Raw genomic sequence first — 13675 nt, 5'->3', positions numbered from 1 at the left:
TTTTTAATAAGTTGATACTCCCTTAACGCTCTTAAATGAAACATAAATTGCTAATTTCTATTGCCTTAACATCTACAAAAGCAAGTAAAAACAAGCAAAAAACTATGAGTTTAAAATTATTTATTATTTAAAATTTACCACGCTCCAGTATGCTTGTTTAGGTTGAAAATTAGTGTCAAATAATAGTGGATAATTCTTACGCCCTGGTACAGGGTAATTATCTAGCCAAGTATATCTATCAGAAATATTCCAGAACGTTACACTCGTAACCTTATCTTTATTATCTCTAAAAATTTGAAAAACCTTTTGATACTGTTCTGCTTGCTTTTGTTGTAATTCTGCTGTGTATTCATCAGACTCATCTGGTCTTTTTGGCCTTCTTTCTTTCTCCCATCTATAAACAGACATATCTAATTCTGTTATTTGTACCTCTAAACCTAAAGAACTAAACTTATTAATAGTGTTTCTTAATTCTTGCTCTGAGGGCTCGAAAATAGACCAGTGCCCCTGTAAGCCTACGCCATGGATAGGGACTTTTTTATCTACCAAAGATTTTACTAATCTGTAAACTCTTTCTGTTTTCTCTGGTCTTTCAGTATTATAATCGTTATAAAAAAGTTTTGCCTCGGGATCTGCTTCGTGAGCATATTCAAATGCTTTAATGATGAAATCCTCACCACATATTTTATACCACTGAGAGTTTCGCAAATATTTGGTACTGTCATCATCAATAGCTTCATTTACAACATCCCAAACATAAATTTTACCTTTATAACGTTTAACAACCGTGTTTATATGGTCTTTTAAACGCCTTAATAAAACCTCTTTACTCACTTCAGATCCATCAGCATTTTTAAACATCCAATTTGGAGTTTGCTCATGCCAGCAGAGATTATGTCCCCTAACTTTTAGGTTATGATGTTGCGCAAAGCTTACTATTGAGTCGGCTTCTGCCCAAAAATATCTATTCTCTTCTGGGTGGATTGGTCCCATTTTCATGGCATTTTCTGGAGTTATGCTATTAAAGTTCTTTACTATAAACTCTGCAGACTGCCCCGAAAGATTTCTTGCGCCTACTGCAACTCCAACCGGAAAGTAAGAAGTATAATAACTTTTTAATCCCTTATTAACATCTTTTCGATTAATGCTTTTAAATGCTATACCTGCAATAAAACAAGCTAATACAGTAATAAACAATAATGATTTGTGAAACTTTAACATTTAGATTTAAAATAATTTGCTACTTGTATTACTTAACTAACTATGTTTTATAGTGACTAATGGTAATTAGCTGGATTTTAAACTTAAACACACAGATATTAGCAAATACAGATTGCAATTTCTTTGAATATGAATTGGTTTATATTAATATTTAATGAATAGATTTATATAGAAACAGTAATGTTTATTAAAAAATAAATCCATCAATTAATTAAAGCTAAATTAACATCAATAAAAAGTTCAGATATTATTCAATTGTTATAAATGATGATACAAATGTTTAACCCTAATTGAAATTATGCATTTAAACAGGATTTTATTGATGGCAGCTAAACATTTGTATTTGCTGTTTTAGCGAAATGAAGCATTCATTTGAAATATGTTTAGAGATATTGCCATTTCAATTTTATCCGAAACTAGGCTATATAAATTCTCTGTTAAAATAACTTTCAAGTAACATGAAAAAAAAATCTATCCTTATTATTTCCATAATATCAATTACAGTTTTAAGCACTACTCTAACATTACAAAGTTTTAAAAGGCCTGATCATAAAAAAGGACTTAAAGATTACTACAAAAATATTTTCCCATTGGCGTAGCGGTACGTCCTCAGGATTTTAAAGGAGAAGAAGCCAAACTCATTTTGTCTCAATTTAACAGTATTACTGCCGAAAACGTTATGAAGATGGGCCCTATTCATCCAATAGAAAACAAATTCTATTGGAAAGATGCTGATGAAATTGTTGATTTTGCTCAAAAGAATAAGCTTAAGGTAAGAGGCCATGCCCTTTGCTGGCATGCACAAACTCCTCGTTGGTTATATGTAGACCAAGAAGGTAAAACGGTTTCTAAAGATGTGCTTTTAAAACGATTAGAAAACCATATTGATAGCGTTGTAACCAGATATAAAGGTAAAATTTACGCTTATGATGTGGTTAATGAGGCAATAGACGATGGTCAAAATACTTACAGAAAATCTAAACTTTACGAAATTGCTGGAGAAGATTTTATTGCAAAATCTTTCGAATACGCCCATAAAGCAGATCCAAAAGCAGTTTTGTTTTATAACGACTATAATACTGAGATTCCAGCTAAAAGAGAGAAAATTTATACCATGTTAAAAAGTCTTTTAGCTAAAGGTGTTCCTATTCATGGTGTAGGCTTGCAAGCACATTGGTCTATAAATTCCCCTACTCGTGAAGAATTAGAAAAATCTATTGAAATGTTTTCGTCATTAGGCCTACAAATCCAGTTTACTGAGTTAGATGTTTCTGTTTATGCAGGCAGACAAGGTGGACAATTATCAAATGGTAGTAGAAAAATTGAAGAAGCTGTTTTTACACCGGAAATGGAACAACAGCAACTAGAAAAATATCAGATGATTTTTGAGGTTTTTAGAAAGTATAAGAAAAATATAACTGGCGTTACTTTTTGGAACTTATCTGATAAATATAGCTGGTTAGATGGTAGAGGTAGAAAAAACTATCCATTACTATTTGATAAAGAGCTTAAGCCAAAAAAGGCCTACAATGCAGTTATTAATTTTTAAGTATTAAACCCTACAATCTTGCTAAATTATTAAAACAAGCTATGCAATTTAAAATTATAAGTATTATATTCTTATCTGTTCTTTTAATAACGAAAGCTTTTGCGCAAGACAAAAACTTTCATATTTATTTATGTTTTGGACAATCAAATATGGAAGGTCATGCAAAATTTGAAGCTCAAGATACGGTAAACGTTAACGAACGTTTTAAAGTGATGGAGACTATTAATTGCCCCAATTTAAATAGAACTATTGGAAACTGGTATACTGCTAAACCTCCATTAACAAGATGCCATACGGGCTTAAGCCCTGCCGATTATTTTGGACGCACATTGGTTGCTAACTTACCTAAAAATGTTAAAGTTGGCATTATTAACGTCTCAGTTGGTGGTTGTAAAATAGAGCTTTTTAACAAAGATAATTTTGAAAGTTACGTAAGTACATCTCCTAATTGGCTTCAAAATATGGTTAAGGAGTATGATGGAAATCCTTACCAAAAATTAGTTGATATGGCTAAAATTGCTCAAAAAAGTGGGGTAATTAAAGGTATTTTAATGCATCAAGGAGAATCAAATACGGGAGATACCTTATGGACTAAAAAAGTGAAATTGGTTTATAATAACTTATTGAAAGATTTAAAACTTGAAGAAAGCACTACTCCTTTATTAGCTGGTGAACTGGTAAGTGCAGAGCAAGGTGGCGCTTGCGCAAGTATGAATCCTATTATCAATACACTACCACAAACCATCAAAAATGCACATATTATATCTTCTAAAGATTGTGAAGCTGTAAGTGATCATTTACACTTTAGTGCCGCAGGTTATAGAAAATTGGGTGCTCGTTATGCCGAAAAAATGCTTTCGCTCCAAGGTATTAGATTACAAGTTGAATAATCAAAATTCTTTTCTTTTGAAATAAGGATTAATCTCTTTCTCATTAACATAAATCAAACACATTTTCAATCTAATTAAAGGCAGAAACTTGAGAGGTTTCTGCCTTTTATAACCAATTATTAGCTTAAAGGAGGGAAATATTTTTTTGATTCCTTATGTTCAAAAAACGATAAAATTTATCTTCCAAAGGCTTTCTAATAATCAAAATAATAGAACACATGTTAATTTAAATAGTATTTATAAGCTTATAATTGCTGTTTCTATCTATTATTAAATCAGCTATTGTTATATTATTCTACCTAAAACTTATCCAATCTAACTCAACCTTAGCATTATTTTTACTGGTAATTATTAAGTTCTGAATGCCAATTGTTGCAGTTTTTAAAGGCTTTTCAATAACGTTCCAACTGCTGCCTTCTTTTAAGATTATGGTGCTAATGATATTGTTTCTATCATCTTTTATCTCAATTATCCCACCCTTACTCGCCCTATAGTTTATTAAAATACTTTTAGGTTTTGAAGTGCCAAAATCAACGCTGTTATATTTTATCCATGTATTTTGCCCATTAAAAACGGTTTTCCAGCCCTCAAATTTCTTAGTTGTATCTAAAAACAAAACTTCAGTTTTTAGTTTACTGATATCGCTATACCTATCTATGTGTATACTATCCGTTGCTTTGGTTAGACCCACTCCTCTTAGAGTAGGAATTACTTTTTGTATCGTACCATCGCTATTAAAAAATAAGCTGTCTATCCTTGTAGATCTTAATTTATCGAAACTTGGAGAATAATCATTATGGTGATAAAATAAATACCACTGGTTTTTAAATTCTAAAAATGAGTGATGGTTTGTCCAGCAGCCCGTAGGCGATTCATCCATAATTACACCTGTAAATTTAAACGGACCTAAAGGATTATCTCCAACGGCATATTCTAATCGCTCAATTTTATTCTCCACATGTGGATAGGTTAAATAATAAATTCCTTTGCGCTCGAAAAGATATGGACCTTCTTTTAAACCCTTTGTGGGTAAATTTTGGAGAATTACTGGTTCTGAATCTAATTCTAACATATTCTCTTTCAGTTTTGCAGCATAAATATTCCCTCCAGACCAGTATAAATAAGCTTGTCCGTCTTTATCAATAAAAACATTTGGATCTATTCCTCTAACATTTTTAATTGGCTTTTCTTGAGAAATGTACGGTCCTTCAGGTTTATCGGCCACAGCCACACCAATGTTGAAACCTTTGCCTCCTGTAGTATCTTTTGGTGTAGATGGAAAATAGAAATAGTATTTTCCGTTTCGCTCAATAGCATCAGGAGCCCACATGCTGTAACTATTGGGTTTTACCCAAGGTACCTTGTTTTGAGTCACTATTACACCATGATCTTTCCATTTTATTAAATTATCAGAAGAAAAAACATGATAATCTTCCATCACAAACCAGCCTTCTCTACCTTTTCCCGGCGATGCTAAAATATCATGCGAAGGAAATAGATAAACCTTATCTCCAAAAACGCGAGCTGTTGGATCAGCTGTAAACTGATTCTTAATAATTGGATTTTGAGCATTTGCGGTATGAACTGCAAAAATAAAAACGATTAAATATTTTGTAAAAGATTTTAAAAGATTCATGTTTTAGTGATTTATTAATCGGTAAAATGATCTGTTACACGGAAAAAATCAAAGTCTGCATAGCCCCCAATTTCTTTGGTAGCATAATTAAATAAAGTAAAATGATAGCCCATAAAGTGCGGAATGGTATAAGTCATTTTTAATGTTGTACCAATAGATTTCCAGTCTTCACCATCTAAACTATAAAAAAAATTAGCTTGGTCTTTTCTATTGGTAAAATCGCAATGCACCTTAAAAAATACCGTTTCTTGATTTAATGGAACATTTGCAACTTCTTCGGGCATTCCGGTAATTGCATTTATCATTAAAATAATCTTGTTTGCTCCATTTACTTTAACACCTACTTGTCCAAAATTCTTTTGTAATAAAGCCAAACCAGCAAAATCACCATCTTTCATTTTAGATACATCCAAAGAAGTGTACGCCGAACTTTTTGGTCCGAAAGTTCGCTGGGTTAATGAGTTTCGGGCGGCTAAAAAGTCGCCATCAATTCTCCCTGTGGTTAATCTGAGGTAACCTTTTCTAGTTTTTACCGACCATAAACTGTTATCAGGATTATGGTTCCATTGCCAAGCTAAAGGTAAATCTGGCTCTTTTCCTTTTCTTTTAAAATCATCTGAAGTAACAATAGAAGATATGATACTTTTGTTAGGTGGTAAGTTTAACGCTACGGGAACTTTTCCATTTTCGCCAAGTACTGGCCAGCCATTTTCCCATTTTACGGGTACTAAATACGGAATGCGACCCACGGCACCAAAATCTCTAAACAAATAAGCATACCAATCGCCGTTTGGCATATCAATTAAACCGCCTTGTGCTACACCTAAATCTTGAAGCCCAATTTTTCCCTCCCATGGTCCAGTAATTTTATCGGCTCGGTGAATAACAACTGTACGCATACTATTTGGCGGCCAAGTAATGTTAAATAGATAATATTTACCATTTACTTTAAAAACTTGGCAACCTTCGGCAGGTAAACCACCTTTTTTACCAGGAATATCGCTTGGGGCGCTTGCGTTATCAATAATTACTTGATTAACACCGCCCGCTTTTACACCTGATAAATCTTCATTCAACTCAACAATATGAATTCTTCCGGCTCCATATAAAAGATACACCTTTCCATCATCATCAAAAAATAAAGAATTATCGTGGTAACTAGGCTTAAATATTATTCTCTTCCATGGTCCTTTTTCGATGTTTTTGGTACTATAGATGTAGGTTAAACCCGTGGTTTGCGCAAATGTAGAAACATAATAAGTTTGATTATGATACCTAAGACTGCTCGCCCACGACCCTCTACCGTAAGTACTTTTGCCATTTTCTAGATTCATAGCATCAACATTTGCTAATGTATCGTAAGCATAACTCACTAATTTCCAATTTACTAAATCCTTAGATTTCATAATTGGCACACCCGGACTCATGTGCATGGTAGTGCTACTCATGTAATAGGTATCGCCTACCCTAACCATACTTGCATCGGGTACGTCGGCAAAAATGATTGGATTTTTTGCTTTACCACTTTCTTGTGCGTTTAATGGATTAATAAAAACGCTCAAACATAAAATAAACAAACTTTGGATTTTCACTTTCATCATTATCAATTATTTAACCGTAGCAACGCCTTCTTTCGTTTGAATAATCTTACGAATTGTACCATCCTCATTGTAATACATATAATCTATACAAATTGAGCGACGATAGCTGCCGCCAGTAGGTAAAACTCCGTTGTGGTAAAAGAAATAAGATTTGCCTTTATAATCTAAAATACCCGGATGAGTGGTAAAACTATTGGGCACATTTTCTTGAATAATTCCTCGGTATTCCCATGGTCCTTCGATGCTTTTTGAAGTGCAATACTCAATCATTTCAGGCTTAGTGCCAGCACTTGCATAAACCAAATAGTATAAATCTTTACGCTTGTAAACCCAAGGACCTTCAATGTAATTTTTAGGTTTAAAAGTGGTTATTGGTCCATCTACTTCCATCATATTTTCTTTCAATTTCACCCATTTACAACTTCCATTGCCCCAAAACATATAAGCTTGTCCGTTATCATCAATCATCACTGTTGGGTCAATATCGTCCCATCCATATTTCATATCGGTTGTCATTTCGTTAATAATTAAGGCTTTTCCTAATAAATCTTTATACGGACCAGCCGGATGCTCGGCTACGGCAACGCCAATTGCAGCACCCCCACTACTTACGCTATCTTTTTTATGAAATGTAGAAACGTACCAATAAAACTTTCCATTTCGCTCGATACATTGTGCTGCATAAGCATCGCCTGTGGCCCAAGAAAATGTAGCTGGGGATAGTATTGAGCCGTAATCTTTCCAAGTCACCATATCGGTAGAAGAAAACAAACGCCAATCGGGCATTTTGTAATTGGTTGCCGATGTTGAAGCGGTATCATGACTGGTAAACAAAAACACGGTATCGCGATAAACAATTGGTGCAGGATCGGCTGTGAATACATGACTAATAATTGGGTTTTGAGCCATACAAAATGTACTAATAAAAACTGCGAGCACATTCACAGCCAAATGTTTAATCTTTCTATGTTTTAACATAATATTTATATTACTTAGTAAACTTCCAATAATCGAAATACATTAAATCGGTTTCTACTTTGCCATTTACAATAAAATATAAATCATGAACACTAGTTAAATCAGTAACGTTCGTATTTACAAAGCTCCATCTATCATTACCTCCTGTACGTGGTATCTTTACAGTACCTAGCAATTTTCCATCTAAACCATCTATTCTAATTTCCATATTAATTGGTGCATTGTGCGTAGTTCCTACTCTTGCTGTAAATTTTTTCGCACCATCTTTTCCAAAATCAACTGATTTTACTTGTGAATATGCTCCGGATTTTTTTGCTGTAATAAAAACTCCTACTTCCTGATTTTGAGAGGCTTTAAAATCTTTTGACCACGCAATGGTTTCCGCTTGATTTAAGATATATGGATTAACCGATACTAAGCTTTTTTGAATGCCATTACCCATTTTCAAAGGTTTAATGGTGCCATCTTTATTAAACTCCAATTCGTCTACCGCCACCGAACGATTAAAACCACCGCCTTTTGGTAAGGCTCCGTTATGATAAAAGAAATAAGTTTTGCCTTTATAATCGATTAAACTAGGGTGATTGGTAAAACTTCCGCCCTCAGCTGGCATAATTGTACCTTCATACTTCCAAGGCCCTAAAGGGCTTTTACTGGTAGAATAACCAATATGCTCGGGAAGTGGGCCGCCTGCCCAAAGCAAATAGTATAAGTCGTTTCTTTTGTACAACCAAGGTCCTTCTTCGTATAAAGTTGGTCGCTCGGTATTGCCTTCTCTTTTACCAAAAGAAGCTTCTACCATCGGGACTTTGTTAATTTCTCCATTAAATGAAATCATATCTTCATTTAAAGTAACATACTTTAAAAGTGGATTCCCCCAGTATAAATAGGCTTGTTTATCATCATCAATAAAAACTGTTGGATCAATATCTCCAAAATTCAATTGTGCTAATGGTTTCCCTAAGGGATCGATAAATGGCCCAAAAGGACTATCAGAAACGGCTACTCCAATTGCAGGCTGATTATTCTCTTTGGAAGTAACTGGCGCATATAAATAAAATTTACCGTTTCTTTCGATACACTGAATTGCCCAAGCATCGCCTTTGGCCCACGAAAAAACCTTGTATGATGCCACAGCGCCGTGGTCGGTCCAATTTACCATATCCTCGGTGGTGTATAATTTCCAATCGTTCATTACAAACCAAGTTGAGTTATCCTCATCATGACTGGTATATAAATACACTTTACCGTTGTAAACCATTGGAGCAGGGTCGGCAGTGTACTGCGTTTGTACAATTGGATTTTGTGCAAAAGCAACTAAACCTGTGGTTAAAAACAAACTCAATGCAAACACTTTAACTACGCTAAAATTCATTCTTAATATTTTTACAATTAATTATTTTTCGCTCTTCTGAACTAGGATAAACCCACCGTTTGGTTTAAGTTCTATGTCTAATTGATTGACTTTAACATTCATTTTTTGGGTGGCAAAAATTTCGTTTTCAGAATCGGTAATCAATTCTACCTCATTTAATGAAAGTGTCGATAAATCCAAACTTAATTTTTTGGTGGTGTTTTCTCCATTGATTCCGGCGATGTACCATTTACCTTTACTTTTTCGGGCAACCACGTAATGTTTTCCTGGATAGCCATCAATAAATTTAACATCGTCCCAGCTTGAAGGGAGTTCTCTTAAAAAATCTTTTACAAATTCGGGCATTTTAGCCATACCTTTTGGTGTTTCTGCATAGTGCTGAATGCCAGATAAAAATACCACCGCAGTAGCCAGTTCAAATGCTGGCGTAGAAATTCTTTTAATATTTGGGATTTTATCCAATACCATAGGGGTAAAATCCATTGGGTCGTAAACATTACGAACCATAGCACTCATTACCGAGTGTGCAGGCGCTTTATTTGCTGCATCTTGCCCAAAAGTGATCATCTCGTACCCAAAAACTGCCTCGGCTGTCATCAAATTTGGATAAGTACGCTGCCAGCCGCGTGGTAAAGTTGCGCCATGAAAATTAACTAGTATTTGGTATTGAGCAGCATCTTCTAAAATATCTTGATAATAATTAATCATCGACTGGCCATCCCCACCAAAAAAATCAATTTTAACTCCTTTAATTCCCATTTTTTGTAGTCGAGAAAACTCGGCTACCCTACTTTCGTGGGTCAACATTTTATCTTTTGGCGTAAATTTTACGGTATTCCAGCTACCGGCCGAGTTGTACCATAATAACAGACCTACATTTTTTTGCTTTGCATAATCGGCCAAAATTTGAACAGAATCGTAACCAATGGTTTGGTCCCAATTGGCATCAATTAAGCAATATTGCCATTTCATATCGGCAGCGTAATCAATATATTTTTTTTGTACCGGAAAAATGGTTGCGCCATCTTTTTCTAAAACCCAACTCCATGATGATTTACCGGGTTTTATAAACGATTGATCCATTTTAATGGCTGGTAAGGCTAAATCAGTACCCAAAGTAGATTCCATAATTTTACCTAAATCGCCAATAGCAATAATGCGCCAAGGGCTAAACCAAGGCAATTCCGACTCAGGATTTAAAGCTCCATTTTCAATTTTTTCAGGTGTTTGAGGGAAATTAATTTTATACTCGCCGTTTGGTGAGTTTTGCCGTAATGCAGTGCCGCAATAATTTCTTCCTAGGGCCGCTTCAGTAATTAACATCCAAGTATTTTTATATTTAAATAGCGCTGGATATATCCATCCATTGGTACTATTTGAAGGTTTTCCTACCGGTATATCCATCATGTAATGCGCTTCGTAAGAAGGGTTTGTATGTTCGAAACCGGTTTGCGCCTCTGTTTTAGGTTGTAACCAAGCTCTTGTTGCTTCAAAAAAATGAAAGCTTGTTGCTTCGGAAGTAATGCGTTTAATTGCTTTAGATTGCTCGGGAAAATGATACCTAAAAGCAATCCCATCGTTAGAAACTTGAAAAATGATATTCATTTTTTTACCATTAGCATTGGTAGTTTCAAAAATGCGTTGCGTGGCTTGGTAGTTAATATTTCTCTTTTTTGTGTTTAAAGAAGTATAATTATCGTTAACTATTTTAGGTTCGGATACTTTAGTAAGTTTTAAATTTTTAGAGAAATCTTGGTCTTCCATCACTATTCCCAATTTAGAATTGGTTAGCACTGTTTCGCCTTGATGCTGAATGGTGTACTCGGCCGCAGCCGGATAAAAATTTACTGTAATACTTTTATCTGGACTTTGAATATGATAATCTTTAGTTTGAGAATTTCCGCTAAAATAAAATAGTAATAGGCAGCAAATTAAAAAGCTTTGTTTCATTATTGATGATTTAGTTGTTTTAGCAATTTTCATGTTATAATTCAGTTAGTCTGATGTAATAAACAGCCCCAGCGGTATTTCCTGGTAGCGATTGAAACTTTACTCTAATAGCTTTTTTCCCAGTTAGCATACTTTCAGGTATTTGGTATTCTTCGTTTTGAAACATTGATTGATTCCATTTTTGGGTATTATCAACCGTTACAAGCTTTTCATCATCAATATAAATATCGAATTTTCTGTTCCCCCACTCTGCTCCCCAGTATTTCACATATAATGAAAGATTGGTTTTTCCTTGCGTACTCATTAAATAGCTGAAAAACCCTTGGTTTGAAGCGTCTCTCCAAAACTCATCATTAAAAGAACCAGTTTTAGAATTCTCTTTTAACATCGCATGGTCAACTTCGGGTTGTTGTTCGCCGGGGGCTACAAAATCTATGGTTCGAGCTTGTAAAGCCAATTTTTGTTTTTCAGCACTTGCCAAAGAATCTAGATAAGAACTGTATTGAGCATTACTTAAAGTCATCCAATACATCATGTACCTTGCATCATGAACTTTGTAAAAAGGTTGTAATACTAGCTGCTTTTCAGCATTAATTATTTTTGCGCTTGCGAAGCTAAAATTCATGGGTTGCCCGTTTATCGACATTAATTTATTCGCTAAATTTTCTTTATTATCCTCGATGATGATTGGAGCTTGATCGACCGGAAGTTTTTTACCACTAGCAATATGTCCCCATCGGCTATCGCCGGCAATTAATCCGTTTAAATCTTCCGTTCCGGTTTTGGCAGCAAGTAAAATTGGTCCATGCATAATGGATGCATATTCGGGAACATTTGGAATTGGCGAAAGCCAAGTATGCATAGGTAAATTAATGGTAATGACATCGCCTTTTTTCCATTTACGATTAATGGTTACATAGGATAATTCATTAGGCTCGGCAGCTACCAATTTGCCGTTTACTAAAATTTTTAAAGCTTCTTTTTTTACCCACGATGGATTACGAACCATCAGATTGAAATTTGCGTTCCCTTCGGTAATAGTCAATTTGGTAAAATCAACTTCAGGAAAATTAGTTTCCTGCTTTAATTTAACGCCTTTTTGTTTCCAATTTAGCTCCGATGCAACAAATAAATTCAAATAAAGTGAGTCATTTTGATGGGTATAAATAAACTCGTTATACTTCCCATGATTTTCCATTCCGCTTCCTACGCAGCACCACATTCCTTCATTTGGTGCCGAGTAAACCCTGTAATGACGAGGACGAGCTGGCGTAAAATATACATAGCCACCGTGGCTTGGATGTTGAGTTGATAAAATGTGATTATAAAGAGCTTTTTCGTAAAAATCGATATACTTAGCCGAAGGATTCACTCTGAATAAATTCTGAGTCAATTTAAGCATATTGTAAGTGTTGCAAGACTCGGGTCCTTCTACATCATTAATAAAATCAGTGGCTGAGGAAGCGCTAGGGAAAAATTCTCGTCGGCTGTTACCACCAAAAGATAAGCTACGATTAAATGCTACGGTTTCCCAAAAAAAACTACCTGCTTTTAGATAGTTTTCATCTTTACTTAGTTCTCCAATTCGTTGAAAACCTATAGCTTTTGGCACTTGGGTATTAGCATGTTTATTGTTTAAATTATCTATCCCTTTAGCTAATGGATTTAAAAGCGACTGATGAGAGAATTTTTTAGCGGCTTCTAAATATTTTAACAGACCCGTCATTTGATATGCATCGGCAAAAACTTCGTTCATTCCACCATACTCAGTGTCTAACATCGATTGAAATTGCTTTTCGGATAGTTTTGAAGTGATGGCAATTCCCCAATCGCAAAATTTCAAAAATAAATCTTTTGCCTCTTCATTTTTGCCATATAGCCAAGCGTCACGTAAACCTGCGTACATTTTATGTGCATTATACCAAGGCACCCAAGTAGCATGGTAAGCTTTAAAATCTCCATTTTGTAGCGTACTCCAAATTGCTTTGCTATTGGGTACACCGCCTACATAGCCAATTGCCCAATCGGGATAGTTTTTCGTATTTGCATCTTGACAAGATTTAAGCTCGTTTACCATATCATCCATTCGCTTTTTACACTCTTGGTTCTTAGTTGATGCGTAATTTAAAGCCATTGCAGTAAGATAGTGTCCCGCAACATGACCATCTAATCCATCCCAATTTTTATAGCTTTTGTTTTTAGGCGATAAACCTGCTTCTTTAAGGTAAGGCGCTAATAATTTATCAACATTATATTGTAATAAAACCTTGATATTTAAGTCTCGGGCATTTAAAAAAGGTCCGTTTAGTAAAACAACGTCTTCTAAAGGAAAAGTGTTAGGATAAAGATTTTCTTGTGCTTTGCTTTGATTATTAATAGAAGCCAAAACGCATAAAAAGGCTGCTATTCTTACTTTTATTTTGTTTGAATTGAAGAAGTTTAAAACCTTAATCATCTTGTATTTATTTTTTTGGG

At 34.6% G+C, this 13675-nt stretch carries 9 protein-coding genes; 2 read left to right on the top strand and 7 right to left on the bottom strand.

Annotation, left to right across the window (positions count from 1 at the left end; translation table 11 throughout):
- Positions 1 to 123: 123 nt before the first annotated feature.
- Positions 124 to 1221 carry an endo-1,4-beta-xylanase gene (locus FYC62_RS01130; RefSeq protein WP_149073622.1) on the bottom strand — a complete coding sequence of 366 codons (1098 nt, stop codon included), beginning with the start codon at positions 1219 to 1221 and terminating at the stop codon, positions 124 to 126.
- Between the two features lie 589 nt (positions 1222 to 1810).
- On the opposite strand from FYC62_RS01130, the gene FYC62_RS01125 reads away from it, so the two are divergent.
- Positions 1811 to 2770, top strand: a complete 960-nt coding sequence (locus FYC62_RS01125; protein ID WP_240534872.1) for an endo-1,4-beta-xylanase — start codon at positions 1811 to 1813, stop codon at positions 2768 to 2770.
- A 41-nt stretch (positions 2771 to 2811) separates the two neighbouring features.
- Positions 2812 to 3660 carry a sialate O-acetylesterase gene (locus FYC62_RS01120; RefSeq protein ID WP_149073621.1) on the top strand — a complete coding sequence of 283 codons (849 nt, stop codon included), beginning with the start codon at positions 2812 to 2814 and terminating at the stop codon, positions 3658 to 3660.
- Between the two features lie 295 nt (positions 3661 to 3955).
- Here FYC62_RS01120 and FYC62_RS01115 read toward each other — a convergent pair whose 3' ends face one another.
- From FYC62_RS01115 to FYC62_RS01090, 6 genes are all read right to left on the bottom strand, one after another.
- Positions 3956 to 5296 carry a family 43 glycosylhydrolase gene (locus FYC62_RS01115; RefSeq protein WP_149073620.1) on the bottom strand — a complete coding sequence of 447 codons (1341 nt, stop codon included), beginning with the start codon at positions 5294 to 5296 and terminating at the stop codon, positions 3956 to 3958.
- Positions 5297 to 5310: 14 nt separating this feature from the next.
- A complete protein-coding gene (locus FYC62_RS01110) occupies positions 5311 to 6897 on the bottom strand; it encodes a glycoside hydrolase family 43 protein (RefSeq protein WP_240534776.1) in 1587 nt (528 codons plus the stop codon).
- A gap of 6 nt (positions 6898 to 6903) precedes the next feature.
- Positions 6904 to 7806 (bottom strand): glycoside hydrolase family 43 protein, encoded by a 903-nt coding sequence (locus FYC62_RS01105; protein ID WP_205943749.1) that lies wholly within the window; start codon positions 7804 to 7806, stop codon positions 6904 to 6906.
- Positions 7807 to 7885: 79 nt separating this feature from the next.
- The gene (locus FYC62_RS01100) at positions 7886 to 9250 is read right to left on the bottom strand and encodes a glycoside hydrolase family 43 protein (RefSeq protein WP_149073618.1); all 1365 of its coding nucleotides are present in this window, start codon (positions 9248 to 9250) and stop codon (positions 7886 to 7888) included.
- Between the two features lie 21 nt (positions 9251 to 9271).
- Complete coding sequence (locus tag FYC62_RS01095) at positions 9272 to 11200, bottom strand: glycoside hydrolase family 97 protein (RefSeq protein WP_149075816.1); 1929 nt, start codon at positions 11198 to 11200, stop codon at positions 9272 to 9274.
- Positions 11201 to 11234: 34 nt separating this feature from the next.
- Entirely contained in the window at positions 11235 to 13655 is a 2421-nt protein-coding gene (locus FYC62_RS01090; protein ID WP_149073617.1) for a glycoside hydrolase family 127 protein, read from the bottom strand.
- Between the last annotated feature and the right edge of the window lie 20 nt (positions 13656 to 13675).

Origin of the sequence: Pedobacter aquae (assembly GCF_008195825.1) — a bacterium.
Lineage (GTDB): Bacteria > Bacteroidota > Bacteroidia > Sphingobacteriales > Sphingobacteriaceae > Pseudopedobacter > Pseudopedobacter aquae.
This window is presented reverse-complemented; position numbering and strand designations above follow the sequence as displayed.